This window comes from Aquitalea sp. S1-19 (assembly GCF_024343515.1).
In genome coordinates this window covers 1-24,419 of the sequence record NZ_RJTZ01000027.1, presented here as the reverse complement: position 1 = coordinate 24,419, position 24,419 = coordinate 1, and the positions used below count along the sequence as shown (strand labels likewise).

The 24,419-nt window shown below is 61.4% G+C and carries 23 protein-coding genes and 1 pseudogene; 14 read left to right on the top strand and 10 right to left on the bottom strand.

Translation table 11 applies throughout. The features are described from left to right. Positions 1–11 precede the first annotated feature (11 nt). From EGI20_RS06205 to EGI20_RS06180, 6 genes are all read right to left on the bottom strand, one after another. Positions 12–1,220, bottom strand: coding sequence for an acetyl-CoA C-acetyltransferase (locus tag EGI20_RS06205; RefSeq protein WP_498630556.1), 1,209 nt, complete (start codon positions 1,218–1,220; stop codon positions 12–14). Positions 1,221–1,317: 97 nt separating this feature from the next. Continuing rightward, a complete protein-coding gene (locus EGI20_RS06200) occupies positions 1,318–2,529 on the bottom strand; it encodes an MFS transporter (RefSeq protein WP_498630554.1) in 1,212 nt (403 codons plus the stop codon). Positions 2,530–2,628: 99 nt separating this feature from the next. After that, entirely contained in the window at positions 2,629–3,672 is a 1,044-nt protein-coding gene (dmpG, locus tag EGI20_RS06195) for a 4-hydroxy-2-oxovalerate aldolase (protein WP_498630552.1), read from the bottom strand. 11 nt (positions 3,673–3,683) lie between these two features. Next, positions 3,684–4,586 carry an acetaldehyde dehydrogenase (acetylating) gene (locus EGI20_RS06190; protein ID WP_498630550.1) on the bottom strand — a complete coding sequence of 301 codons (903 nt, stop codon included), beginning with the start codon at positions 4,584–4,586 and terminating at the stop codon, positions 3,684–3,686. Positions 4,587–4,612: 26 nt separating this feature from the next. After that, a complete protein-coding gene (locus tag EGI20_RS06185) occupies positions 4,613–5,404 on the bottom strand; it encodes a fumarylacetoacetate hydrolase family protein (RefSeq protein ID WP_498630548.1) in 792 nt (263 codons plus the stop codon). Next, positions 5,389–6,234 carry an alpha/beta fold hydrolase gene (locus tag EGI20_RS06180; RefSeq protein ID WP_498630546.1) on the bottom strand — a complete coding sequence of 282 codons (846 nt, stop codon included), beginning with the start codon at positions 6,232–6,234 and terminating at the stop codon, positions 5,389–5,391. The genes EGI20_RS06185 and EGI20_RS06180 overlap by 16 nt, the downstream gene beginning before the upstream one ends. A gap of 264 nt (positions 6,235–6,498) precedes the next feature. Between EGI20_RS06180 and EGI20_RS06175 the strand changes: the two genes are divergently transcribed. From EGI20_RS06175 to EGI20_RS06155, 5 genes are all read left to right on the top strand, one after another. Beyond that, positions 6,499–7,407: a VOC family protein gene (locus EGI20_RS06175; protein WP_498630544.1), complete on the top strand. Its 909-nt coding sequence runs from the start codon at positions 6,499–6,501 to the stop codon at positions 7,405–7,407. Further along, positions 7,404–8,279 carry a CoA transferase subunit A gene (locus tag EGI20_RS06170; RefSeq protein ID WP_498630542.1) on the top strand — a complete coding sequence of 292 codons (876 nt, stop codon included), beginning with the start codon at positions 7,404–7,406 and terminating at the stop codon, positions 8,277–8,279. Before EGI20_RS06175 ends, EGI20_RS06170 begins: the two co-directional genes overlap by 4 nt. A 10-nt stretch (positions 8,280–8,289) precedes the next feature. Further along, positions 8,290–9,090: a CoA-transferase subunit beta gene (locus tag EGI20_RS06165; protein WP_498630540.1), complete on the top strand. Its 801-nt coding sequence runs from the start codon at positions 8,290–8,292 to the stop codon at positions 9,088–9,090. Between the two features lie 135 nt (positions 9,091–9,225). Beyond that, positions 9,226–10,122: an enoyl-CoA hydratase gene (locus tag EGI20_RS06160; RefSeq protein ID WP_498630538.1), complete on the top strand. Its 897-nt coding sequence runs from the start codon at positions 9,226–9,228 to the stop codon at positions 10,120–10,122. Next, positions 10,119–11,222 carry an NAD(P)H-dependent flavin oxidoreductase gene (locus EGI20_RS06155; RefSeq protein WP_498630537.1) on the top strand — a complete coding sequence of 368 codons (1,104 nt, stop codon included), beginning with the start codon at positions 10,119–10,121 and terminating at the stop codon, positions 11,220–11,222. Before EGI20_RS06160 ends, EGI20_RS06155 begins: the two co-directional genes overlap by 4 nt. A 108-nt stretch (positions 11,223–11,330) precedes the next feature. Here the strand turns inward: EGI20_RS06155 and EGI20_RS06150 are convergent, their stop codons facing one another. Continuing rightward, on the bottom strand, positions 11,331–12,275 hold the full coding sequence (locus EGI20_RS06150) for a hypothetical protein (protein WP_498630535.1): 945 nt from the start codon (positions 12,273–12,275) through the stop codon (positions 11,331–11,333). A gap of 516 nt (positions 12,276–12,791) precedes the next feature. Here EGI20_RS06150 and EGI20_RS06145 point away from each other — a divergent pair. The 6 genes from EGI20_RS06145 (at position 12,792) to EGI20_RS06120 (ending at position 18,300) form a co-directional block, all read left to right on the top strand. Beyond that, entirely contained in the window at positions 12,792–13,541 is a 750-nt protein-coding gene (locus EGI20_RS06145) for an enoyl-CoA hydratase family protein (RefSeq protein WP_498630533.1), read from the top strand. Between the two features lie 13 nt (positions 13,542–13,554). Beyond that, complete coding sequence (locus EGI20_RS06140) at positions 13,555–14,706, top strand: acyl-CoA dehydrogenase family protein (RefSeq protein WP_498630532.1); 1,152 nt, start codon at positions 13,555–13,557, stop codon at positions 14,704–14,706. A gap of 11 nt (positions 14,707–14,717) precedes the next feature. Then, the gene (locus tag EGI20_RS06135; protein ID WP_498630530.1) at positions 14,718–15,773 is read left to right on the top strand and encodes an acyl-CoA dehydrogenase family protein; all 1,056 of its coding nucleotides are present in this window, start codon (positions 14,718–14,720) and stop codon (positions 15,771–15,773) included. A gap of 84 nt (positions 15,774–15,857) precedes the next feature. Further along, positions 15,858–17,009 (top strand): acetyl-CoA C-acetyltransferase, encoded by a 1,152-nt coding sequence (locus tag EGI20_RS06130; RefSeq protein WP_498630528.1) that lies wholly within the window; start codon positions 15,858–15,860, stop codon positions 17,007–17,009. Between the two features lie 26 nt (positions 17,010–17,035). Beyond that, positions 17,036–17,914, top strand: a complete 879-nt coding sequence (locus tag EGI20_RS06125; RefSeq protein ID WP_498630526.1) for an SDR family oxidoreductase — start codon at positions 17,036–17,038, stop codon at positions 17,912–17,914. Between the two features lie 224 nt (positions 17,915–18,138). Continuing rightward, positions 18,139–18,300 carry a hypothetical protein gene (locus EGI20_RS06120; RefSeq protein WP_498630524.1) on the top strand — a complete coding sequence of 54 codons (162 nt, stop codon included), beginning with the start codon at positions 18,139–18,141 and terminating at the stop codon, positions 18,298–18,300. A 153-nt stretch (positions 18,301–18,453) separates the two neighbouring features. Here EGI20_RS06120 and EGI20_RS06115 read toward each other — a convergent pair whose 3' ends face one another. Together EGI20_RS06115 and EGI20_RS06110 are read right to left on the bottom strand one after the other, a co-directional pair. After that, on the bottom strand, positions 18,454–19,503 hold the full coding sequence (locus EGI20_RS06115; protein ID WP_498630522.1) for a 3-ketosteroid-9-alpha-monooxygenase, oxygenase component: 1,050 nt from the start codon (positions 19,501–19,503) through the stop codon (positions 18,454–18,456). A gap of 113 nt (positions 19,504–19,616) precedes the next feature. Beyond that, positions 19,617–20,378 (bottom strand): SDR family oxidoreductase, encoded by a 762-nt coding sequence (locus EGI20_RS06110; protein ID WP_498630520.1) that lies wholly within the window; start codon positions 20,376–20,378, stop codon positions 19,617–19,619. Positions 20,379–20,536: 158 nt separating this feature from the next. Between EGI20_RS06110 and EGI20_RS06105 the strand changes: the two genes are divergently transcribed. Together EGI20_RS06105 and EGI20_RS06100 are read left to right on the top strand one after the other, a co-directional pair. Then, positions 20,537–22,657: an FAD-dependent oxidoreductase gene (locus EGI20_RS06105; RefSeq protein WP_498630518.1), complete on the top strand. Its 2,121-nt coding sequence runs from the start codon at positions 20,537–20,539 to the stop codon at positions 22,655–22,657. A gap of 72 nt (positions 22,658–22,729) precedes the next feature. Further along, the gene (locus tag EGI20_RS06100) at positions 22,730–23,755 is read left to right on the top strand and encodes an ABC transporter substrate-binding protein (RefSeq protein ID WP_498630516.1); all 1,026 of its coding nucleotides are present in this window, start codon (positions 22,730–22,732) and stop codon (positions 23,753–23,755) included. A gap of 80 nt (positions 23,756–23,835) precedes the next feature. Here the strand turns inward: EGI20_RS06100 and EGI20_RS06095 are convergent. Next, positions 23,836–24,041 (bottom strand): annotated as a pseudogene (locus EGI20_RS06095) (IS3 family transposase); the annotation flags it as partial. A gap of 109 nt (positions 24,042–24,150) precedes the next feature. Between EGI20_RS06095 and EGI20_RS06090 the strand changes: the two are divergent. After that, a partial coding sequence (locus EGI20_RS06090; protein WP_498630514.1) for a hypothetical protein occupies positions 24,151–24,419 on the top strand: 269 nt, incomplete at its 3' end.

Genomic DNA, 24,419 nt, shown 5'->3' with positions numbered 1-24,419 from the left:
GATCCGCCCTCTCAGACGCGTTCGATAACGGTAGCGATGCCCATGCCGGCACCGACGCACAAGGTGGCGAGCCCGGTGGCGTCTCCACGGCGCTCCATTTCATCGAGCAAGGTGCCCAATATCATCGCGCCGCTCGCACCCAGCGGGTGACCCATGGCAATGGCGCCGCCGTTGACGTTGATCTTGTCGTGCGCGACGTCCATCGCCTGCATGAAGCGCAGCACCACTGCCGAGAACGCCTCGTTCAGCTCCCACAGATCGATGTCGGCTGCGCGCATGCCGGCATTTTTCAGCGCGCGCTCGGCCGCGAATGACGGGCCGGTGAGCATGATGGTCGGTTCCGAACCGATGCTGGCGAAGCTTCTGATGCGCGCGCGCGGAGTCAGTCCCAGTGCACGGCCAGCCTCCAGCGAGCCGATCAGCAGCGCGCACGCGCCGTCGACGATGCCCGAGCTGTTGCCGGCGTGGTGCAGGTGGCGGACCTTTTCCACCTCCGGATAGCGTTGGCGCGCCAGTGCGTCAAAGCCGGCCTGCTCGCCCATCTGGGCGAAGGCGGGCTTGAGTGCGCCCAGGCTCTCGACACTGGTGCCGGGACGAATGGTTTCGTCGTTAGAGAGCAGCGTCAGGCCGAGGATGTCGGTCACCGGTACGATCGAGCGCTGAAAGCGGCCTTCGGCCCAGGCTTGCGCTGCGCGGCGGTGGCTTTCAGCGGCATAGGCGTCCAGATCGTGCCGGCTGTAGCCGTATTTGCTCGCCAGAAGGTCGGCAGAGACGCCCTGCATCACGAAGCGGGTGTGAAAGGCGACCGCCGGGTCGATGGCCCAGCTGCCACCGTCGGCCCCCATCGGCACGCGGCTCATGCTCTCGACACCGCCGGCGATGACAAGCTGCGCCTGCCCGGCCATCACCTTGGCTGCACTCTGGTTGACCGCCTCGAGGCCGGAAGCGCAATAGCGGTTGACCTGCACGCCGGGGACAGACTCGTCAAACCCGGCGGCCAGCGTTGCGATGCGGGCGATATTGCCGCCTTGTTCGCCGACGGCAACCACGCAACCAAGGGTCACGTCTTCCACCTGTCGGGTGTCCAGTTCGTTACGTGTGGCAAGCGCCTTGAGGGTTTGTGCGGCAAGTGCCGTCGGGGTGACCTCGGCAAGCGCACCGTCGCTCTTGCCCTTGCCGCGCGGCGTGCGCACATGGTCGAAAATGTAAGCCTGCGTCATTACTGTCTCCCGGGTTCTTATTGCTGTCATCATACTGCCTGGTGCATGCCGTGTGGGTCATCGTCCGGGCAGACTAAATGTGTGTCTCGGTCGTGCGTCAGAGTACATCGGCGATATGGGCCACATCGCCGGCTTGCGGGGCGGTGGGCTGGGTCATGCGTCGCGCGAGAAACAGGGTGTAAACGGCAACGGGCAGCAGGGCAGTGGTGGCCGCCAGCAGGTAAAGCGGGGCAAAGCCGCTGGCAGACAGAAAGCCGGCGAGTCCCGGCCCCAGCATGGCTGCCAGTGCAAACGCCGCCGGAATCAGCATCACCGAACGCCCGGACGCATCCAGCCGGGCGATGGCGGCGGTCTGGTAAATGCAGCCCCAGGTAAAGCCCGCTTCCCATACCCAGGCGCCGATGGCGAAACCGGCAAAACCACCCTGGCTCATCAAGAGCAGGCCGGCGGCAATCACCAAGAGCACGATGCCGTGCGGCAAGCGGTAGCCCAGACGTTCACCCACCAGGATCAGCGACCCGGCAGCGGCGCCGCCCAGCAGTTTGAGCACGGCAAAGGTGAGCCCCAGCTCGGACGCGCTTAACGCATGGCTGTGGCCGATGCGCTCGAGAAAGGCCCACAAGCCGATCTGGCCGGTGCCGTAGGCAAAAAAGCACGCCAGCGCGACAAAGGCTGGCCATGGCAGGCGCAGCGAGTCGGCGATGCTGTGCGCGTCACCAGCGGCACGGGTGCCGGGCAGTGCGTCGCGCCGTGGCAACTTCAGACTGGAGAGCGACAGCAGCAGGATGATGGCCGATAGCGACAGCACCAGCCCCGGGTAGTGCCAGCGGGCGATGACAAGCGGCGGCAGCACGAACAGCACCGCCGAGGTCACTGCCAGTTCGATGGCCAGCCTGAGCGATAGCGCCCGCTCCTTGTCCGGCAGCGCACCCATGATGCGCAGCCCCAGACAGGTCATCAGCGCGGCAAAAAAGCCGACCAGCGCCCACAGCGGATACTGGAACCACAGCGGCAACTGCGAAGACAGCAACAGCGCGCCGGCGGCGCCCAGCGCCGACAGCCGCGTCAGCCATGGCCAGTTGAACTTGTCCATATAAAGCGCGGCAAGCAAGGTGCCCAGCAGGTAGCCGGCAAAACAGCTGGAACCCAATAGTCCGGTGGCAGCGCTGCCCAGGCTGAAGCTATCGGAGAGCGTACCCAGAAGGATGGGCAGCGCATTGAAGGGCAGGCCGCCTATGGTCGAGGCGAAGCTCGCGGCCAGCATCGCGCCCCACATCGGGCGGGTCAGCTGGGAAGTCATGGGTGGCATCAGGCAGGCTCCCGGGTCAGGTGCGCACGGCTGGCGCGAGATTTGGCATCGTGTACAGCAGCCCCGCGCCATCAGGCTGCAGGGCTGCAAGGCGCAGGCTTAGCAGGTGGCCTGTGCGCGCGCTTGCCGTTCGCGCGCCATATTGATGGCGGTGTCTTCGATCATGTCTTCCTGCCCGCCGACCATGCCGCGTCGGCCCAGTTCGAGCAGGATTTCACGCGCCGGCACGCCGTATTTCTTCTCGGCGCGCTTGGCGAACAACAGGAAAGAGCCGTAGACGCCGGCGTAACCCAGGGTCAGCGCGTCGCGATCGATGCGGATCGGAAAATCGATGATGGGAATCACCCGGTCTTCGGCCACGTCAGAGATCTTGAACAGGTCGACGCCGGTCGCTATGCCCATGCGTTGGCATACTGCAACCAGCACCTCCATTGGCGTATTGCCTGCTCCTGCCCCCAGACCCGCCGCCGCGGCATCGATGCGGCTTGCGCCTTCCTCGATGGCGGCAAGCGAGTTGGCGATGCCCATCGCCAGGTTGTGGTGGCCGTGAAAGCCGATCTCGGTGGCCGGGTCCAGCACGGCGCGCAGTGCAGCGATGCGCGCCTTTACGTCGTCCGGCAACATATAGCCGGCCGAATCGGTGATATAGATGCAGTTGGCGCCATAGCTTTCCATCAGCTTGCCCTGGCGCGCCAGGCCCTCGGGCGTATTCATGTGCGCCATCATCAGAAAGCCGACGGTATCCATGCCCAGCTTGCGCGCGGCGCCGATATGCTGCTCGGACACGTCCGCTTCGGTGCAGTGGGTGGCGATGCGGATGGTGTTCACCCCCAGGTCGAACGCCATTTTCAGGTGATCGACGGTACCGATGCCGGGCAGAAGCAGCGCCGATACCTTGGCTTGCTTGACGGTTTCGACGACGGCGCCGATGTATTCGGCGTCCGAGTGCGCCGGAAAACCGTAGTTGACCGAGGCGCCACCCAGGCCATCGCCGTGGGTGACTTCGATCAGCGGCACGCCGGCCTCATCCAGCCCGCGTGCGATGTCAACCATCTGCGTAAGCGAAATCTGGTGGCGCTTGGGGTGCATGCCGTCGCGCAGTGTCATGTCGTGGACGGTGATTTTCTTGCCGGAAAGGTTCATGGCAGTCTTCCTTAAACAGTCGCGAGTTTGGCGTTTTTCAGCATGCGCCGCGCGAAGGCTTCGGCGGTGCTGGCGGCGGCAGCGGTCATGATGTCGAGATTGCCGGCGTAGCGCGGCAAGTAGTCGCCCAGACCTGCGACTTCGAGATAGATGGAGACGCGGTTGCCGTCGAATACCGGCCCGTTGACCAGGCGATAACCGGGCACATACTTTTGCACCGCATCGACCATCGCGTGTACCGAGCGGGTGATGGCCGCCTCGTCCGGTGCCTTGTCGGTCAGACAGTGGATGGTGTCGCGCATGATCAAAGGCGGCTCGGCCGGGTTGAGGATGATGATGGCCTTGCCTTCGCGCGCGCCGCCCACGCTTTGTACCGCCCCTGCGGTGGTGCGGGTGAATTCGTCGATATTCTTGCGCGTGCCGGGCCCGGCCGAGCGGCTGGACACGGTAGCGACGATCTCGCCGTAGGCCACGCTCTGTACGCGGCTGACCGCGTACACCATGGGGATGGTGGCCTGCCCGCCGCAAGTCACCATATTGACGTTGGGCTCGTTGGCATCCAGATGTGCCGCCAGGTTGACCGGTGGCACGCAATAGGGGCCGATGGCGGCCGGGGTGAGGTCGATGACCTTGACCCCCAGCGCGGTCAATGCATCCGAATTGGCCTTGTGCACATAGGCGCTGGTGGCGTCAAAAGCGATGCGGATATCGTCGGTCTGGATATGCGGCAGCAGGCCTGCGATGCCATCGGCGGTGGTCTTGATGCCCATCTCGCGCGCCCGCGCCAGACCCTCGGAGTCGGGATCGATGCCGACCAGCCATACCGGCTCCAGCACTTCGCTGCGCTTGAGCTTGTACAACAGGTCGGTGCCGATATTGCCCGAGCCTATCAGCGCACACTTGATCTTGTTCATGGTTTTCTCCTTGTCGCCGTGAGGGCTTATTCGCTAAAGGCGATGGACGCGCCGCCCAGCCCTTCGATCTGCATGCTGAAACGGTCGCCGGCGACAATCGGCAGCAAGGGGGCGAGTGAACCGGACAGGATCACTTCGCCGGCCTTGAGCGCGATGCCGAATTCGCCCAGGGTGTTAGCCAGCCATGCCACCGCTTCGGCCGGGTGGCCCTGCACGGCCGACCCCAGGCCGCTGGCGGCGTGCACGCCGTTTTTCTCGATGTCCATGCGCAAGGCCGCCAGATCCAGCGTGGCCGGGTCCACGCGTGCGTCCCCGATCACGAACACCCCGCAGCTGGCGTTGTCGGCGACGGTGTCCTCGATCGCGATCTGCCAGTTGGCGATACGCGAGTCGACGATCTCGAAGCAGGGAGCGACCCAGGCGGTGGCCGCGAGCACTTGCTCGCGTGTGACGCCGGGGCCGGTGAGGTCGTGCTTGAGGAAGAAGGCGATCTCGCCTTCGGCGCGCGGCTGGATCAGGCCAGTGCCGGACAGGCTGACCGTGCTGCCATCAGCGAGCTGCATGCGGTCGGTCAAAAAGCCGAAGTCGGGCTGGTGCACGCCCAGCATGTCCTGCACCGGCTTGGAGGTGACGCCGATCTTCTTGCCGATTACGCGCTCGCCGTCGCCTTCGCGCAGGCGCAGGATGGCCTGCGAAATATGGTAGGCCTGCTCGATGCAGATAGAAGGGTGGCGCGCTTTGAGCGGGGCCACGGTTTGCCGCTCGCGCAGCGCGCGATAGAGCTCGCGCGCAAGATGCGGAATCAGGGCTGTGGGCATGCTTGCTCCTTGAGGAAATCGAGACACTGGCGGTTGAAGAGTTCGCGGTGCTCGACCTGCACCCAGTGGCCGCAGCGGTTGAGCACGGTAAAGCGCACATCGGGCGTATGCGCGAGAAACTTCAGCACCCCTGACACCGGGTTGAACTGGTCGTTCTGGCCCCAGAAGCCGAACACCGGGCAGGCAAGCTCGGCCAGACGCTGCGTCATGTTCGGCACACGCATGGTGGAAAACAGGTTTTTCGGCTGCGACGGGGCGATGGCGGCTCGTTCGGCGATCAGCTCGTCGGACAGCCGCGACGGGTCAAACAGTTGCAGCGTCATCACATGGCGCATTTCAGCCGGCCCCATCGGCCCCTTGCTATAGGTCTCGACCATGCGCTGGATGCCGGGCATGGCGAAATACGTTTCGCGCTCCTCGACGCCGCCTGGCGCCATCAGAATCAGCGCCGACACGATGTCGCTGTGTTTGAGTGCCAGCCCCAGCGCGATGGCGCCGCCCAGTGAATTGCCCAGTATCGCGCAGCGCGTCACGCCGACGCCTTCGAGAAAGGCGGCCACCTTGGACACGAAAAAATCGAGGTCGTAATCGACATTGTCCGGCTTGTCCGACAGGCCGAAGCCGGGCAGATCAAGCACCAGCGACCGGTAGCCGGCCGCGCTAAAGGCCGGCACGTTGCCCTTGAAATTGCTGTAGCCGCTGGCACCCGGGCCGCTGCCGTGCAGCCATAGCACCGGCAAGCCTGTGCCCTCTTCGTGGTAATGCAGCTTGAGCCCGTCAGGCAGGGTGACGAAGCGGCCCTCGGGAATGGGGGAAGGATGGACGTGCATAAGGCCTCACCTTGGCTGTTGACGCGTCAGTGTTACCCGCGTCAGCGCAAGGTGAATCGTCTGATTGGCTTAGGTGCGGATGCGGCAGGCTAGTGCAGAGATGCATTCCAGTAATTGGACGCGCCTGCTTATCGTTTGGCATTGCAGTCGCCACGCTTGAATCACATACCGCAGACCGTCCGGATGGACGATGTTGCCGCTTGCGTGCCATCGCACAATCCTTGCAATTGCCCGCATGGGCATCGCGATGCAGAGGAGGCAGTGATGGTTGAAATCAGGTCTTTGGCGTATGTGGTGGCACAGTGTCGCGACCCGGCGCGCTGGGTGCGCTACGCGCATGAGGTGTTGGGTGCGATGGCAAGCACGACGGACGAGGGCGGGGTCTCTGTCAAGCTCGATGCGCGCCCTTACCGCATTCTGGTTGAGCAGGGTCATGAAGACCGCTATCTGGCTTCGGGCTGGGAGCTTGCCGGCAAGGAAGCGTTCCAGGAACTGCAGTTGGTACTTGACCGCGCCGGTATCTCATTCGAGCTGGCAAACGAAGCACTTTGCACATCGCGCAAGGTCAATGCGCTGGTGCGGGTCACCGATCCTTCGGGCAACCGTCACGAATTTTTCTGGGGCCCGCAACTGGATGCGCGCCCGTTTGCCTCGCCGCAGGGCGTGCCGCACTTCGTGACCGGCGAGATGGGGCTGGGGCACACCGTGCTGCCGGCGCTCAATTTCGACGCCACGCTGGAATTTTTTACCAAGGTGCTGGGTTTTGGCGTGTCGGACATCTTCAACTTCCGTCCCGACCCGTCGGCGCCGGCCATTCCCATCCATTTCCTGCACTGCGCCAACGGCCGCCATCACAGCCTGGCGCTGGCCGGTTTTCCGTCGCCCGAGGGTTGTGTGCACATCATGCTGGAAGTGCCGGGCATGAGCGATGTCGGCCGTGCCCACGACCGCATGCAGCAACACGGCGTCAAGCAGATGGCGACGCTGGGCCAGCACCTGAACGACAAGATGACCTCCTTTTACATGCAGACGCCGTCGACCTTCGCACTCGAATACGGTTACGGCGGACTGGTGTGCGACTGGGAGCGGCATACGGTGTTCGAGGCAAGCGAGGTCAGCATCTGGGGACACGACTTCAGTGTCGGCTTCAACGAAAAAAAGGACGCGGCATGAACAAGGAAATGACGCTCGAAGCGGTGGCAGGCCGGATTGAAAGTGGCATGACCGTCGGTATCGGTGGCTGGGGCCCGCGGCGCAAGCCGATGGCCATCGTGCGCGAGATCCTGCGCTCGGATGTGACCGACCTGACCGTGGTCGCCTACGGCGGCCCGGAAGTCGGCATGCTGTGCGCCGCCGGCAAGGTGAAAAAACTGGTGTTCGGCTTTGTCACCATGGACGCGATCCCGCTGGAACCGTTCTACCGCAAAGCGCGCGAAGCGGGCACGCTGGAATTGATGGAGCTGGACGAGGGCATGCTGGAGTGGGGCTTGCGCGCCGCCGGCATGCGCCTGCCTTTTTTGCCCACGCGCTGTGGCCTGGCGACCGACGTGCTGGCGAAAAACCCCGAAATCAAGACGATCGCCTCGCCCTACGACGACGGCGAGGTGCTGTTGGCGATGCCGGCCTTGAATCTGGACGTGGCCTTGCTGCACGTGAATGACGCCGACCGCTGGGGCAATACCCTGATTACCGGCCGCGATGCCTACTTCGACGCGCTGTTTGCCCGTGCAGCAAAGGCATGCTTTGTCAGCTGCGAGCGTCTGCAGGACAAGTTCTCGCTGACCGCCTCCGAGGCGAAAGCCAATCTGTTCGAACGCTATCTGGTCAGCGGCGTGGTACATGCGCCCGGCGGCGCGCATCCGACGCTCAACAACCCCGACTACGGCTGGGACCTCGCGCATATGAAGGAATATGCGGCGGCAGCTAACGAGGAGGGGGGCTGGGACGCCTACCGCGCGCGCTATATCGCCGGCGGCGAAGCCGCTTACCGGCACGAGGCGGGCCTGCCGGCACGGCTCCTTGATCTGCAACATCCGGTTTTTTGAGGGAAGACGCATGAGCCAACATTCTGACTACACATTGGCCGAGCTGATGATCACGGCCGCGTCCGACGCCTGGCGTGGCGACGGCGAGATTCTCGCCTCAGGCATCGGCGTGATTCCGCGCCTGGGTGCCAGCCTTGCCAAGCTTACCCATACGCCTGAACTCCTGATGACCGACAGCGAAGCCTTCCTGGTGGAAGAGCCGATTCCGCTGGGGCCGCGTGGCGATTTCGAGCCGCGTTACGCCGGTTATATGGGTTTCGAGCGGGTGTTCGAGTGCGTCTGGGGCGGGCGCCGGCACGCGATGATAGGGCCGACCCAGATCGACCGCTTCGGACAGACCAATCTGTCGGTGATCGGCAGCTACGAAAAACCCAAGGCAGCGATGCTGGGGGTGCGCGGCCTGCCGGGCAACAGTATCAACCATAAAAACTCGATGCTGGTGCCCAGCCACAACCCGCGCGTCTTTGTTGCGGGCGAAGTCGACATGGTGTCCGGCGTTGGCTACAACCGTGCGCGCTGGGGCGAGGGGATGAAGGCCGATTTTGTCGATCTGAGGCGCATCATCACCGACCTGTGCGTGATGGACTTCGGCGGTCCGGATCACGCCGTGCGTGTGATCTCGCTGCACCCGGGTGTGACGTTCGAGCAGGTGCAGGCGGCGACCGGTTTCCCCTTGCTGGCAGTAGAAAATCTGGCCGAAACGCGCGCGCCAAGTTCGGACGAGCTGGCCATCATCCGCCGTCTAGATCCGCACGACATGCGTGCTTCCCAGATCAAGGGCAACCCGCCGGCCAACCGCGCCGCGCTGTGAGCGGGCAGGGTTGGCATAGCGGTGTAGGGTGGGTTAGCCGGCGTTGCCGGCGTAACCCACCACTGCCGCAGGCCGTAAGCCACCATCCGCCCCCGACACAGCCAAGCGATGACGCACCAAAAAACGAGGCCGAACATGAACGACCAGAATTTTGTCTCCCGCCCGGACGATGCGGTATACGAGACCGACGAGCCGGTGCTGTACCGCGTCGAAGAACAGGTGGCGTGGATCACGCTCAACCGGCCGGGCTTCAACAATGCGCAAAATTCGCAGATGACCTACGCGCTGGACGCGGCACTGGTGCGCGCCTCGCGTGACGACGAGGTTAAAGTCATCGTGCTTGGCGGTGCCGGCCGGCATTTCTCGGCCGGTCACGATATCGGCACACCGGGGCGCGATGTGAACAAGCCCTTTGATGCCAACGCATCCCTGTGGTGGGACCACACGAACAAGCCCGGCGGCGAATTTTTGTATGCGCGCGAGCAGGAGGTGTATTTGGGCATGTGCCGGCGCTGGCGTGAGCTGCCCAAGCCGACCATCGCCATGGTGCACGGTGCCTGCATCGCCGGGGGGCTGATGCTGGCTTGGGTGTGCGATCTGATCGTGGCGTCCAGCGACGCCTACTTTCAGGACCCGGTGGTACGCATGGGCATTCCCGGCGTCGAGTATTTCGCCCACGCGTTCGAACTGCACCCGCGCATCGCCAAGGAGTTCCTGCTTCTGGGCGAGAAAATGAGCGCCGAGCGGGCGTATCAGATGGGCATGGTCAACCGCGTGGTCGAGCGCGAGGCACTAGAGGGCACAGTGGCCGGCATGGCGGCGAAGATGGCAGCGATGCCGCGCATGGGGCTGGCGCTGACCAAGCAGGCAATCAACCACGCCGAAGACCTGATGGGCAAGCGCGCCAGTATGGATGCGGCCTTTGCCTGGCACCACTTTGCCCATAGCCACAACGAGCTCTTGTCCGGCGACAAGCTGGGCGGCTACGACGCGCGCGCGATGGTCAGGGCCAACAAGGAGGGCGCGGCATGAGCTTGCTGGATACCGATATCACCCGCTTGCTGGGTTGCCGCTACCCGATTATCCAGACCGCGATGGGCTGGGTGGCCGATGCGCGCCTGGTCGCAGCGACCGGCAATGCCGGCGGTTTCGGCTTTCTGGCGGCGGCAACGCTGCGTCCGGAAGCGGTCGAGCCGGAGATCCTCAGGGTCAAGGCGCTGTCGGGTGCGCCTTTCGGCATCAATTTCCACCTGTTCCAGCCCAACGCCGACGAGATTATCGGCCTTGCCATCAAGCATGGCCTCAAGGCCGTCAGCTACGGGCGCGGGCCGGACAAGGCGCAGATCAAGCGCCTGAAAGATGCGGGCATCCTGTGCATCCCGACTGTGGGTGCGCTCAAGCATGCGCAAAAGGCGATCGCGCTGGGCGCCGATGCGGTGACGATACAGGGCGGGGAGGGTGGCGGCCATACCGGCTCGGTGCCGACCACCATCCTGCTGCCGCAGGTGCTGGATGCAGTCAAGGTGCCGGTATTGGCCGCCGGCGGTTTTCACGACGGGCGCGGCCTGGCGATGGCGCTGGCGGCAGGTGCTGCCGGCATCGCCATGGGAACACGCTTTTTGATGACCTCGGACTCGCCGGTTCCGGCCGCGACACTGCAGCAGTACGTCGCCGTCGATGACGTCAGCCGCATCGAAGTCAGTCTGGCTGTCGACGGCATGCGCCACCGCCTGATCCGCAACCCGGTGCTGGAAAAGCTGGAGCAGGCCAGCCCCTTGGGGCGGCTATGGCTGGCGCTCAAGAGCGCGCACCGCTTCCAGAACGAAACCGGCATGAGCAACGCCCATATGGTCAAAACCCTGTTGCGGGCCTTGAAGGAAGATCCGGCTGCCTTGAGCCAGACGGTGATGGCGGCCAGCCAGCCCATGCTGTTGCAGCGCTCCATGGTCGAGGGCGTGCCGGACGAGGGTCTGCTGGCCAGCGGGCAGGTGGCGGCGGCGATCGACGAGCTGATCAGCTGCGAGGCGCTGATTGCCGGCATCGTGATGCAGGCCGAGGCACTGCTATCGCGTTTTGCGGAGCCGCTGCGGCATCAGGAAAGTACGGCACGTCAGGCGGGTTGTATTAGTTGAAGCAAGTTTCTTGGCGGTGACTTTTCTAGAAAGTAGGTGCATAACGTTTGGTTAAGGGGCGGGCTTTAGCCCGTCCCAGTGAACGCAGCGAACGATTTGAACCAGTTGTTATATTTTTGCTTGGATGTCGACTACTCCAACTCCCCAATCGCCATCTGGCTGCATGAGAAATACTAGATTTACTTTTTGTAAGTAATTACTTTCCGTGCCCATCCACTTTGCTAATTTCGCTTTCTCTTCTGAGAATTCAACATTTTTTAGCTTGAGCTTGGATTGAAGTATTTCTTGTGTTACACCTGCTGCGAAGTCAGAAAGACTTAATAGATCACTAGTGCCTGCATCTTGCTCAAAAGGTTTTGCGAAGCCGTAAATGTCATATGAATTATTACTGTACATGGCAAGGCAATGGCTAAGCACCAATTGGGTATGAGAATAATCTCTTCTTTTTCCATCAGTATTTATAGCGTCGTGGTCACATAGCCACAGAAGTTTTTGCTTTGGCTTGGCAAGTATGGACATGAATACGGCAATTATATGGCAGACTCTAAGGAGCTTTTCTGCTTCCTTTCCTTTCCATTCACCAAGGTTGTTCTTGTGAAGGAGTTCTGTTATTTCATTGTGCGCATCTTTCTTTTTTACGCCAAATACGCTCTCAATTTTTTGATCTATTGATACTGTTATTAGTACTCCGTGAATGAATTTATTTGCAGTTTCAAGGAGTTCTTCGATAGAGCGAGATATAGGTCCGTAGCCTAGGTCCTTATATCCAAACTCTTTCCATGGCTTATTTAGTCCGTATTTCTCCCTCAGAATCTTGGTTCTTGACTCGAAATCAGATCTCTTGTCGGCAGAGCAAATTAGAATTGAATAAGTTGCAAAATCCGCTCCTTTATGTTCTCCGCCGAAGTCAGAAAGAATAAACAAACCTTGGTCTTCAGAAAAATCCGGCAATAAGTCGAGATTTTGGGCTTCGCGTGCGATTAGGCGTCCGTAAAATGGGTGGTCTTCAGAGAGCTTTGGAACTGTAAACGGCCCGTTCTTGAATATGCCCATGTGGCTCCTGAAATATAACGTTAAATGTACACACCTACTAGGTGCATATCTTTTTGATCCATGTGTATAACCGCACAAGCCATCGCTGCATGGCATGAGTTTTCAATCACATCGATGCATTCAGGACGGGATATACACATTCAGATGGGACTGCCGTGTGATGCAGTTCCGGCGTTTGCGCAGCAAGCCGTGAATACGGCATTACAACTGACTGCATATACCCATGTCAAATTACGGCGCTATTTTTTGCCGCGCCTTATCGCCATCCGCGCAATGGGGAGGGATGTTGCCGTATGCGAGTAACCCACCAACACGCTGGCAAAGTCGAGCCGATGGTGTGTTATGGCCTGAGGCCTAATATGTAGCGCGCATCGCATGCCTCCACCCTCATACACATGGAAACACAGCCTCTTGTTTGGCGCGGATTAGTCCGTTTGCAGTGCGCGCCTGCCCGTTTTTAGCCGGATGATGGCAAAAATCACCGCCATGACGGGCAGACAGCAGGAGGAAGCATCCATGTACTTTCAAACCACCTTGCACGACAACGGCGTAGCCGAGATCGTGATCGACCATAAACCGGTCAATGCACTGCCTGCTGCCGGCTGGCACGCGCTCGCTGCCGAGATCGCCTCATGCGGCGAAGACACCCGCACCCGAGCCATCGTGATCCGCGCTGAGGGGCGCGGCTTTTGCGCCGGCGTCGACATCAAGGAGCTGGCGGCCGACGACACGCTGATCGTGTCGGTCAATGCCGGCAACTACGCCACCTTCAAGGCGGTGCACCGCAATAAGGTGCCGGTGATTGCCGCCGTGCACGGCTTTGTGCTCGGTGGCGGCATCGGTATCTGTGGCGCGGCCGATATCGTGATCGCCGCTGACAACGCCAGCTTCGGCCTGCCCGAAGTCGACCGTGGCGCGATGGGTGGCGCCGCGCACCTGCAGCGCATGTTCGGCGTGCAAAAGACGCGCTACCTGTTTTTTACCGGCGAGATGATAGGCGCGCCCGAAGCGCTGCGTCTGGGCGCGATTGAGCGCGTAGTGGTGGCGGCCGAGCTGCGGGACACCGCGCTGGAGGTGGCAGCGCGCATTGCCGCCAAGAGCCCGGCGATGATAAGCATCGCCAAGGAGGCGCTGAACGGGGTCGAGGATGGCGATCTGGAAGCCAAATACCGCTGGGAGCAGGGCTTTACCCTGCAGGCGTATATGAGCCCGGACTCGGCCAAGACCCGGGATGCCTTTGTCGAAAAGCGCACGGCGCATTTTTAAGCGGAGCCTGGCCATGGACCTGCACTACACAGCAGAACAAAACGCCTTTCGCGCCGAAGTGCGCGCCTGGATGCAACAGCATGTGCCGCGCGAGGCGCTGCCGGACTACGACACTTTCGAGGGCTTTCAGGCGCACCGCGCCTGGGAGAAGACGCTCAATAGCGCAGGCTACGCCGGCATCACCTGGCCCGAGGCACTGGGCGGGCGCGGCGCCAGCCTGTTCGAGTGGCTGATCTTCGAGGAAGAATACTGGGCCGCCGATGCGCCCTTGCGCCTGAACCAGAACGGCGTGTTCCTCTTGGGCCCCACGCTGATGGAGTACGGCACCGAGGCGCAGAAAGCGCGCTTCTTGCCGCGCATGGCCGCCTGCGACGATATGTGGGCGCAGGCGTGGAGCGAGCCGGGTGCCGGCTCGGATATGGCGGCGATCCGTACCACGGCCGTGCGCGACGGCGATCATTACGTGATCAACGGCCAGAAAACCTGGTCGACGCGCGCACGCTGGGCCGACTGGATTTTCGGCCTGTTCCGCACCGAAGCCGGTTCACAGCGCCATCATGGTCTGTCCTATCTGCTGGTACCGCTGGATACCCCCGGCGTGACCATACGGCCTATCCGCCAGCTCAACGGCCTGGCCGGCTTCGCCGAAATCTTCTTCGACAATGTGCGCGTGCCCGTCGACTGCTGTCTGGGCGCCGAGGGCGAGGGCTGGAATGTGGCGATGGCTACCGCCGGTTTCGAGCGCGGCCTGCTGCTGCGCTCGCCTGCGCGCTACCAGCAAACTGCGCGCCGCCTGCGCGCACTGTATCTGGCCAATCGCGACGCTGCCGACCGCGACCTCTCCATCCGCGATGCGGTGGTGCGGGCAATCTCGGCCACCGAGGCCTATGCGCTGTCGACCTACCGCACCGTCTCCATGCTGGCAAAGGGCAGCAAGATCGGGCCGGAGTCCAGCACCAACAAGATTTTCTGGTCCGAGCTTGATCTGCTGCTGCACGACACCGCCTTGCGCATTCTGGGCAGCCGCGCCGAACTGGATACGCCTGAGTCACGGCGCTGGATGGAGGGCTTCATGTTCGCGCAGGCCGGTCCAATCTACGCCGGCAGCAACGAGATCCAGCGCAATATCGTCGCCGAACGCATGCTCGGCATGCCGCGCCAGTAAAGGGGAAACCAATGGACTTTACCTATACCGACGACCAGCGCGCATTTCGCGACGCCATGCGCGCACTTTTGATGGTCGAAGCCAGCCCAGAGCGCGTGCGCGAAGGCTGGGAGCTGGACGCCGGCATCAGCCCGCAGCTGCAAGAGCTGATCGCCGCGCAGGGGCTCAGTGCGCTGTCGGTGCCCGAGGCCTTTGGCGGACTGGGGCTTGCCGACACCGACTGGGCACTCTTAAGCCAGGAATTCGGCTACTACGCGGTGCCGGACGCTTCGCTCAATACCGCCTATCCGGCCACCTGCCTGATCGCGGCGCTGCCTGATGCGCCATCGTTGCAGCAAGCGACCTTGCCGCGCCTGGCCGCCGGCGAGTTGCAACTTGCCATCAGCCATCCGCTTAACCCATTGGTGGCCGATGCTGGCCAGGCCGATCTGGTATTGGCCTGGGCCGACTCGGAGGTTCATGCCGTAGCGCGCAGCGCGGTCGATGTCAGCGCGCTGGCCAGTGTGGACCCTGCACGGCGACTGTACCGCGCCAGCCTGGAGACCGGCGCCGGCACGCGCGTGGCCGATGCAGCTCAGGGCGAGGCGCTGTGGCGCGAGCTCATCAACCGCAGCAACCTTGCCATCTGCGGCCAGTTGCTGGGGCTGACCCAGCGCATCCTCGACATTTCCATCGACTACAGCGCGCAGCGCAAGCAGTTCGGCAAGGCCATCGGCAGCTTCCAGGCGGTCAAGCACCATATGGCCGATGTGGCGGTACAAAGCGAATTCGCCAAACCAGTGTTCAATCGCGCGGCTTGGGCTGTCGAACATGGCCACCCCTTGCGCGACGTGTATGTGTCGCAGGCGCGTCTGGCCTGCAGCGAGGCGGCGGCACTGGCGGCGCGTAACGGCATCCAGCTGCATGGCGCGATGGGGTACACCTGGGAGTGCGATCTGCAGATTTTCATGAAGCGCATCTGGGCGCTGGCATCGGCATGGGGCGACGCCGCGTTCCACAAGGCTCGCGTCGCTGACTGGCTGTTCGCACCCGAAACCGAGATCGGTCCGGGCAAGACCTTTATCTGAAACCGGCGCTGACGAAACCCGATATCGGGGATGGCCGGGGATGGCCTAAACCGTTTCGTGGTTAATCCACCATAAGGAAAATCCATGGCCCAAGCTTATATCGTCGATGCCTTGCGTAGCCCCACAGGCAAACGCAAGGGCTCACTCTCCGATGTGCACGCAGCCGACCTTGGCGCGCATGTGATTCGCGCCATCGTCGCTCGCAACGCGATTCCGGCCGAGGACTACGACGACGTGGTATTCGGTTGTGTCGACACCATAGGCTCGCAGGCCGGTGATATCGCCCGTACCTCGTGGCTGGCTGCCGGCATGCCGTTGGCTGTGCCCGGCACCACCATTGATCGCCAGTGCGGCTCCAGCCAGCAGGCGGTGCATTTCGCCGCCCAGGCAGTGATGTCCGGCACCATGGATGTGGTGCTGGCCGGCGGCGTGCAGACCATGACCCGCATCCCGATTTCGGCGGCGATGCTGGCAGGCCAGGCCTATGGCTACAGCACGCCGTTTGCCGAAAGCCGGGGCTGGCAAGCGCGTTTTGGCGACGCGCCGGTCAACCAGTTTTACGCCGCGCAGCGCATTGCCGACCACTGGGGCCTGTCGCGCGCGGCGATGGAAGCCTTTGCGCTGGACAGCCACGCCAAGGCACGCCACGCCACAGAGCAGGGCCGTTTTGCGCGCGAAATAGTCGCGCTGAACGGCCTAGATTTTGACGAAACGGTACGTGAAACCAGCCTTGCGAAGATGGCCGAGCTGGAACCGGTCGACCCGGCCTACCCCGGCATCACCGCGGCGGTATCCAGCCAGACGGCCGACGCGTCAGCAGCCGTGCTGGTGGTGTCGGAAGCTGCGCTCAAGTGCTACGGCCTGACGCCGCGCGCGCGCATTCACCATCTGTCGGTACGAGGCGACGACCCGATCTGGCACTTGCGCGCGCCGATTCCGGCGACCGAATACGCGCTCAAGCGCTGCGGCATGAAGTTGTCCGATATCGACCTGGTTGAAATCAACGAGGCCTTCGCCTCGGTGGTGATGGCATGGCAGATCGAAACCGGTTTTGATCCGTCACGCATCAATGTCAACGGTGGCGCCATCGCGCTGGGCCACCCGCTGGGCGCCTCCGGCGCGCGGCTGATGACCACCTTGTTGCACGCACTGGAACGCACCGGCGGGCGCTTCGGCCTGCAGACCATGTGCGAAGGCGGCGGCCAGGCCAACGTCACCATCATCGAGCGTTTATAAGCCATCCGGCACAGGAGATACCCATCATGAAGCAATGTGACAACCGTACCGTAATCATCACCGGTGCCGGCGGTGGTTTGGGCCGCGCTTATGCGCTGGCGCTGGCAGGCGAGGGCGCGAATGTCGTGGTCAACGATATCAGGCTGGAGGCAGCAGAAGCTGTCGTTGCCGATATTCTGGCTAGTGGCGGCAAGGCGCTGGCCAACGCCGGCGACATCTGCTCACTCGATGGCGCGCGCACCATCGTCGACGCCGCACTGGCTGCATTCGGCGAAGTACACGCCGTAGTCAACAACGCCGGCATCCTGCGCGACCGCATGTTTGTGTCGCTGTCCGAAGATGATTGGGATGCCGTGATGCGCGTGCATTTGAAAGGACATTTCTGCCTCTCTCGGGTGCTGGCCGAGCGCTGGCGCAACCTCTGCAAAGACGGTATCCAGATCGACGCGCGCATTATCAATACTACCTCGGGCGCCGGACTGCAAGGCTCGATCGGCCAGTCCAACTACGCCGCAGCCAAGGGCGGCGTCGCGACGCTGACGCTGGTGCAGGCGGCCGAGCTTGCGCGCTACGGCATCACCGCCAATGCGCTGGCACCGGCGGCGCGCACCCATATGACCGAACAGGGCATGCCGGAGCTGGTGAAAAAACCTGCCTCCGGCTTCGACCACTACGATCCGGCCAACGTCGCGCCGCTGGTGGTGTGGCTGGTAAGCAGCGACAGTCGCGGCGTTAGCGGCCAGGTGTTCGAGATCGAGGGCGACCGGGTATCGGTGTGCGACGGCTGGCGCTCGGGGCCGGAGGCGCGCAACGGGGGCAAGGCCTACCCGGTCGATGGCATCGCGACGGCAATACAGGGTTTGCTGGGTGTCGCCATCCCCGCCAAAAAAGTGTGGGGCAGTTAGCGGACAACAGGCGGGTCAAACCTGAGCCAGGGATGGCGTGGGCTAAATGGCAAACTCTGACGCACTAATGGGAGGACGTCATGCAGCGCACGCCATCCCTTTTGCCATGCGCCGACTCATCCACCGTACTCGCGGACAAAGCTGGGGGTGGCTTGTGGATAAACTCGGGAAGGGCTTGCCTGGCAATGCTCGGGATGGGCCGCCTAAAAAACAGGCAGCATTGATTGTGGCACGAAGAGGCGGCGGAGGAACTGGGTATACGCCACGACACCGCGCGTGCTCATCTGCACTCTATCTTCAGCAAAACCGGCGTGCGCCACCAAACCGAACGGGTGCGTATCATGCGCAATAGCGTCAGTGCGCAGGGCCAGCCACAGGCAGGCTAATTTGCCGGTTCCGGCAACCTCACAAAGCAAAAAGGCAGATGCAAGCTGCCTTTTTCTTGTTTGGCTTAGTACATTGCGAACACCTGCAACGAAGGTAAGCTGCCGTGCAGCAAAAGCATAAAACCGGCCGAGGCCGGTTTTATGTTATTCAATTTAGCGCTTGTCCCACGTCACGATCTCGACGCGTTCGGCCAGCTTGGCCGGCACCTGGTTCTCATCCATAAAGAACTGCTCGTACCATTCTCGCAGCTGGTAGACCGGGCCGTCGCCTTCGGCCAGCACCGGGTTGTTGACGCGGATTTTGTTCTTCCAGATGTCCACATCCTGATAGAAGGAGTTGCGGTTCTGCTGCACATAATTGCGTGCCAGCTCCGCGTTCTGCGCCTCGCTCCAGTCAGGCTGCTTTTTTACCAGCACGCCAAAACGCAGCTCGAAACTGGTCTGGGTGATCGGTGTATTGGCATTGAGCAGAATCGATTCAACCACGCGGCCGTCAAACTCGGCACGCATGCGTGTCAGGTGCACGGCCGGGCCGTAGTACGCCGATTCGGCCACCAGATCGCCGCCCAGACGCTCGGAGTCGCCGTGGAAGATCTGCTGCGCGATATGGCCTTCGAACACATTGGCAAAATACTTGGTCGGCGAGCCGTGCACCGGACCGAAGTGCTGCGCGTCGGCCAGGTTGTCGACCAGTTCGCGCGGGTTGGTATCGATGATCAGCGTGTCCAGCATCCAGTCGCTCGACCATTCGTCGCTGTCCAGCTCAGGCAGGTGCGGGATCACCACCGCCGCTGCCGGTGCCTTGCCCTCGGCGTTATGCCAGACAAACAGCAGACCGTTTTCCTCGCAGGTCAGCCAGCGGCGGGTCTTGGCCTTGGGCGGCACGCGTTTGCAGTACGGTACTTCCTTGCATTTACCGTCCGCACCGAAGCGCCAGTGATGAAAAGGACAGACCAGCAAGTCGCCCTCAACTGTGCCGCGCGACAGGTCGGCGCCCATATGCGGGCAGTACGCGTCCAGCACATGCACCTGGCCCTTGCTGTCGGCAAAGGCGGCCAGACGGGTGCCGAACAGGTTCAGCGTATGCGCCTGTCCGTCATGGAAGTCGGCAGCAACGCCAATGCAGTGCCAGCCGCGGGCAAAGCGGGTCGGCAGTTCGCTTTTGAATACGGGCAGCTCCAGGGAGATCGCCATATCAGTCATCTTTATCCTCCATCACGGGATGTATCGCAGTAAAGACCTACTACAAGGAGGGATGTTGCCGCTAGACGGCACAACTGGCCTCCCTGAAATGGACTAGGCAAACCCGGTTTGGCTTAAAAACGTTGCGGCCGCGACATGGCATCGATGCCGCCATCGGCTACCAGCAAGCTGCCATGCACATAGGTGGCTGCATCGGAGGCGAGAAAGGCAATCACCTGTGCGATTTCGGCAGGTTGTGCGCGTCGCCCCAATGGCGGCAAAAAATCGCGTGTCGCTTTGCCTATCAGCGGGTCATCCATGCTTTGCTGCAAAAGCGGCGTTTCTACCGCGCCGGGCGCTACGGCATTCAGGCGGACGCCGGCCTCGCCCCAGGTTTTGCTCTGGGCGCGGATATGGCAGACGATGGCATGTTTGGAGGCTGCGTAAGCCAGCATGCCATGCCCGGCATCGGTGGCCAAAGTGCGGGCCTGCTCTTCATTGCCGGCTAAAAAAGCCTCGCGTAACGGGTGGCCGTCCCAGTTGCCCTGTGTCGCGGCTACCGAGGCGACCACTACGGCATTACCGCCTGAGGCGCGCAGTGCCTCGAATAGGCCGTCCAGCAAAGCTGTGACGCCGAAGTAATTGACCGAGGCGACCAAAGCCGGGGGGTGATTGCCGCCAAGGCCGGCACAGCAAATCAGGCTGTCTACATGACCGTTACTTCTTTGTAGTACTTCACTGATGGCCTTGTCTCGTCCGCTTGCGCAGGAGAGGTCGGCTTCGATATCGGCTCCCCTAAGGTCGATGCCGATAACACGGTAGCCTGCCGCGCTATAGTGCTGTGCGGTTGCGGCACCAATACCCGAGGCGCTACCGGTGATCACGATGGTTTTCATGCTGTCCCCTTTATTTGGATGCCGGACCATTTTGTAAGCGTGCCAGGCAGGTGACACCCTCCATATGGACGATGTATGGCCTCTGGCTAAGGACGACATTGCCTTACCATACTGCCGACCCCAAGCCGGCGCATCCAGATTCAAGCCAGGAGCCCTCGATGAGTGCGTATCCCGCCTTACTTTCGCCCGCCCGTATCGGCACGCTGCAACTGAAAAACCGCATGATGATGGCGCCCATGGGTTCCAACTTTGCCGAACATGACGGCAGTTGCGGTGAACGCATCCAGGCTTATTACGAGGCGCGCGCCAAAGGCGGGGCCGGGCTATTGATTATGGGTGTGGTGTCGGTGGCTTTTCCGGCAGGCACAGCCGAGCCGTATCAGGTTGGCTTGTCAGACGACCGGTTTATTCCGGGCATGGCCGAAATTGCCCGCCGCGTGCATAGCCATGGCGGCAAAATTGCAGCGCAACTGCAACACGCAGGTAAGACTGCCATTCGCGATCTGGTTGATGGGCGCGAGTTATGGGTTCCCTCCATGCCCAAACAGCAAAGTTCGGACATGATGGCGGCGCTCACCCCGGAGGAAAAGGCCGGCTTTATCAGTAACCAGATCAAGAGTGCGCCCAGAATACGCGTGATGGATTACGCCGATATTGCCCAGATGGTCGAATGGTTCGCCGCTGCAGCACTACGGGCCAAACAGGCAGGTTTTGACGGCGTCGAAATTCACGCCGGACACACCTATATCATTGCCGGCTTTCTCTCTTCTTACACCAACTTGCGCGACGACGACTATGGCGGCAGCTTGCCTAAGCGTGCCCGCCTGATGTGCGAAGTGATACGTGCCGTCAAGGCGCGCTGCGGCGCAGGCTTTCCTGTCTGGGTGCGGCTTGACGGTGAAGAAATCGATTTTGACGGCGGTATCAGCCAAGAAGATGCGGTCACTGCTGCGCGCCTGGCCGAGGAAGCGGGTGCAGATGCGGTACATGTCTCGGCTTATGCCTCGACCCGCAAAGGGGCCAATTTTACGGTTGCGCCGCTGATGCAAAGCCCCGCCGCCTTGCTGCCATTGACCGGAAAAATCAAAGCCGCCATCGGTGTCCCTGTAATTGCGGTAGGCCGGCTGGAGCCTGGCGAAGCGAATAGCGCGATCGAAGCGGGTCTGTGCGATTTTGTCGCCATGGGGCGCAAACTGCTGGCTGATCCCGACTTGCCGATCAAGCTAATCGAGAACCGGGAACAAGCCATCCGCCCCTGTATTTATTGCTATGCCTGTGTCAGCCAGATTTTCATCAACGAGCGCGTCAAGTGTGCGGTCAACCCGCAAACCGGCCACGAGTACAAGCTAGCCACCACACTGGCCGGGCAAGCGCGCCATGTCGTCGTAATCGGCGGCGGCCCCGCCGGTCTGGAGGCGGCGCGCAGTGCTGCCTTGCGCGGTCATCGCGTCACGCTGCTGGAAAAAGCCAAGCGCTTGGGCGGTACATTGTTTTTTGCCGCGCTGGCTTACCCGGAAAACGGCAAACTGCTGGATTATCTGCTGCATGAAGTACGGGCCTTGCCCATCGATATCCGCCTGGAGTTCGAAGCTAGCGCCGAGACGGTCGCGGCCTTGCAGCCTGATACCGTCATTGTCGCTAGCGGTGCACGCCGCGCAGCGCCTGCTCTTGCTGGCGTTGGGCAGTCGCATGTGTTTAGTGGCGATGAACTTCGGGCGCTGCTGACCGGCGATGGCGCTGAAGAAGTCGCCAGGCGCAAGCTGTCACTGCCGCAGCGTGTCATGATGAAAGCGGGTAGCTTGTCCGGCGTGACCGATAGCAGTGCCGCGCTGCAGAAACTCAGTCATCTATGGATGCCCCTGGGTGAGCATGTAGTCATTATCGGTGGCGGCCTGGTCGGGCTGGAGTTAGCCGAGTTTTTGCTGGCGCGTAAACGCAAGGTGACCGTGCTGGAGGAAAAGGGCTACTTCGGCCAAGAGTTATCTATCGTGCGCCGCTGGCGCGTGCTGCATGAACTGAATGAACATGGGGTGACCCTGATAGCAGGCGCGACCGTGTCGCTGATCGATGGCCACACCCTCATTTACCATACCGCACAAGGAGAAGCGAGGCTAAAGGCCGATTCGGTGGTGTTGGCAACGGGAGCGCAGGCGGACAATACACTGGCGCTACAACTGGAGCAGGCCGGGCTGGATGTCAGACTGGCTGGCGATGCGGCCACATTGGGCTTTATAGAAGGTGCGCTGCGAGCGGGGCATGCAGCAGCTTTGGATATTTGATTTGCTTGATGCTTCAGCTAACTTCGTTTAAAAACGCCTAAGCCATAAAACAATCGCAAGCTAGGAGGGGATATGCATATTCGAGGCCTGATTCTGGTGCTAACCAGTGCATGGGTGAGCCACGCGCAAGCTGCGGAACTTAACGTATTGTCATTCGGCGGTGCCAACAAGGCAGCACAGGAGATTGCATTTTACCAACCCTTTCACAACAGCAGCGGCATAGTCGTCAATGGCGGTGACTACAACGGTGACTATTACCGCGAGATTGTTCAGGCTAAAAAACCAGCTAAGCAATGGGACGTGGTGGAGCTTTCCTCCCCGGAGCTTGCTCGCGCCTGTAGTGAAGGACAACTTACCCGGTTGGACTGGAGCCGTATAGGCATGCCGGCAGATTTCGTCAACGGCAGCGTCACCGATTGTGGAGTCGGTATCTTCAGCTGGTCTGCCGTTTTGGCATACAACGCCGACCATGTCGCGCGCGTACCGAAAAACTGGCGGGACTTTTGGGACGTAAAAGGTATACCCGGCAAGCGCGGCATGCACCAAAGTGCACGCTATACGTTGGAGTTTGCCCTGATGGCCGATGGTGTGCCCCCGGCCGATGTCTACCAGGTACTGGCGACGCCTGCCGGTGTGGATCGCGCTTTCAAAAAACTGTCACAGCTCAAGCCGCATATCGTCTGGTGGGAGTCACCGGCACAACCGGCCAATATGCTGGCTTATGATCAGGTCGTGATGAGCGTAGCCTATAACGGCCGCATCACCGCAGCACAGAAGGACTGGCCCAAGCTACGCGTAATGTGGAACGACAATATCTACAACCTCAACTACTGGGCCATTCCCAAGGGAGCCGACACCGACAATGCGACCCGCTTTGTCGTTTTTGCCAGTCAGCCGGAAAACCAGAAAAACTACGCCAGCTATATCGATTACGGCCCGACCCGCTTGTCGGCGCTGCAACTACTCCCCGCGGAGACGGCTGTGCGTATGCCGACAGCGCCTGCCAATCTGGCTCACGCCACACCTATAGACAGTGCTTTCTGGGTCAAGCATGGCCAGGCACTGGAGATGCGCTTCAATGCCTGGCTAAATCGTTAAGCGCAACAGGGCAGGGGACTCGAATCGCCACTAAGCGGGTAGAGTCCTACCCGCACATATTCTACCTGCGCTCTTGTGAGTCAGGCCGGCATGGCCTGATCGCTCAAACTGCGATAGTAGTTTGCTTCAGCCTCTGCTGGCGGAATGTAACCGAGAGGCATCTGCAAACCGGTGATGATTGAACCACGAAACCCATTTCAGCGTCCTTGTACAGGCCGTTGATGATTTTCGCCTGCGCATTGCCGTAGCAGTCCTCAGTGCTGTCGGCAGAAGGTTCAAAGCCAGCTTATGACTTGATGCGGCGGTTCAGTTCCCCCCTGGGCAAAATACGCACTGGGCAACTGCCTGATCCTTGATGACATCGAAAAGCATGCGCACAGCGTGCTCGCGTATTCATGCAACAAATTCCAACAGACAAAAATAAAAACTTACAAGATTGTTCAGTGAAGTGTCGCAGTAAATATCACAGAAAACCCAAGAATTACGTAACGCCAAGAAACTTACTTCTGTTTCGTATAATGTGGCTTTATGTCATGGTGTTTGCCACCACCGTGCGCCTCTTGTGGCATGCCGCCTGCCGCGCACAATGCAACGGCTCCAATCATCACGGCGCGAGCATGCCGAAAAAAAATGCTCTTCCAGAAGGTTTTCCCTTCCTCGTCTT

Coding starts and splice junctions, on each gene's coding strand:
- EGI20_RS06205 (WP_498630556.1), bottom strand. CDS start 1,220: ATGACGCAGGCTTACATTTTCGACCATGTGCGCACGCCGCGCGGCAAG.
- EGI20_RS06200 (WP_498630554.1), bottom strand. CDS start 2,529: ATGCCACCCATGACTTCCCAGCTGACCCGCCCGATGTGGGGCGCGATG.
- dmpG (WP_498630552.1), bottom strand. CDS start 3,672: ATGAACCTTTCCGGCAAGAAAATCACCGTCCACGACATGACACTGCGC.
- EGI20_RS06190 (WP_498630550.1), bottom strand. CDS start 4,586: ATGAACAAGATCAAGTGTGCGCTGATAGGCTCGGGCAATATCGGCACC.
- EGI20_RS06185 (WP_498630548.1), bottom strand. CDS start 5,404: ATGCCCACAGCCCTGATTCCGCATCTTGCGCGCGAGCTCTATCGCGCG.
- EGI20_RS06180 (WP_498630546.1), bottom strand. CDS start 6,234: ATGCACGTCCATCCTTCCCCCATTCCCGAGGGCCGCTTCGTCACCCTG.
- EGI20_RS06175 (WP_498630544.1), top strand. CDS start 6,499: ATGGTTGAAATCAGGTCTTTGGCGTATGTGGTGGCACAGTGTCGCGAC.
- EGI20_RS06170 (WP_498630542.1), top strand. CDS start 7,404: ATGAACAAGGAAATGACGCTCGAAGCGGTGGCAGGCCGGATTGAAAGT.
- EGI20_RS06165 (WP_498630540.1), top strand. CDS start 8,290: ATGAGCCAACATTCTGACTACACATTGGCCGAGCTGATGATCACGGCC.
- EGI20_RS06160 (WP_498630538.1), top strand. CDS start 9,226: ATGAACGACCAGAATTTTGTCTCCCGCCCGGACGATGCGGTATACGAG.
- EGI20_RS06155 (WP_498630537.1), top strand. CDS start 10,119: ATGAGCTTGCTGGATACCGATATCACCCGCTTGCTGGGTTGCCGCTAC.
- EGI20_RS06150 (WP_498630535.1), bottom strand. CDS start 12,275: ATGGGCATATTCAAGAACGGGCCGTTTACAGTTCCAAAGCTCTCTGAA.
- EGI20_RS06145 (WP_498630533.1), top strand. CDS start 12,792: ATGTACTTTCAAACCACCTTGCACGACAACGGCGTAGCCGAGATCGTG.
- EGI20_RS06140 (WP_498630532.1), top strand. CDS start 13,555: ATGGACCTGCACTACACAGCAGAACAAAACGCCTTTCGCGCCGAAGTG.
- EGI20_RS06135 (WP_498630530.1), top strand. CDS start 14,718: ATGGACTTTACCTATACCGACGACCAGCGCGCATTTCGCGACGCCATG.
- EGI20_RS06130 (WP_498630528.1), top strand. CDS start 15,858: ATGGCCCAAGCTTATATCGTCGATGCCTTGCGTAGCCCCACAGGCAAA.
- EGI20_RS06125 (WP_498630526.1), top strand. CDS start 17,036: ATGAAGCAATGTGACAACCGTACCGTAATCATCACCGGTGCCGGCGGT.
- EGI20_RS06115 (WP_498630522.1), bottom strand. CDS start 19,503: ATGACTGATATGGCGATCTCCCTGGAGCTGCCCGTATTCAAAAGCGAA.
- EGI20_RS06110 (WP_498630520.1), bottom strand. CDS start 20,378: ATGAAAACCATCGTGATCACCGGTAGCGCCTCGGGTATTGGTGCCGCA.
- EGI20_RS06105 (WP_498630518.1), top strand. CDS start 20,537: ATGAGTGCGTATCCCGCCTTACTTTCGCCCGCCCGTATCGGCACGCTG.
- EGI20_RS06100 (WP_498630516.1), top strand. CDS start 22,730: ATGCATATTCGAGGCCTGATTCTGGTGCTAACCAGTGCATGGGTGAGC.